At 57.2% G+C, this 271-nt stretch carries 1 pseudogene; it reads right to left on the reverse strand.

The window, feature by feature from the left end:
* Positions 1–23 precede the first annotated feature (23 nt).
* Positions 24–271: pseudogene (locus AAEY83_RS15130) on the reverse strand (succinate dehydrogenase/fumarate reductase flavoprotein subunit); the annotation flags it as partial.

A 271-nucleotide genomic window follows, 5' to 3' on the forward strand; every position in this document is an offset into this window, starting at 1 on the left:
GACTTGCAACATGGCGGTCACCCTTAATAAGTCCGGACTTTAGGTTCGAAAGTCGGAACAGTCTTCGGCGAGAAGTTCACGGCACGCTTGGTGACGCGCTTGTCACCCGGGAAGTACAGGGTGTGGCACAGCCAGTTTTCGTCATCACGGTCTTCGAAGTCTTCACGGGCGTGAGCGCCGCGGGACTCTTTACGTACTTCGGCCGCGATGGCGGTAGCTTCAGCCACTTCCAGCAGGTTCTGCAGTTCCAGCGCTTCGATACGTGCAGTGT

It is taken from the genome of Psychrobacter sp. TB20-MNA-CIBAN-0197 (assembly GCF_040309765.1).
GTDB lineage: Bacteria > Pseudomonadota > Gammaproteobacteria > Pseudomonadales > Moraxellaceae > Psychrobacter > Psychrobacter submarinus.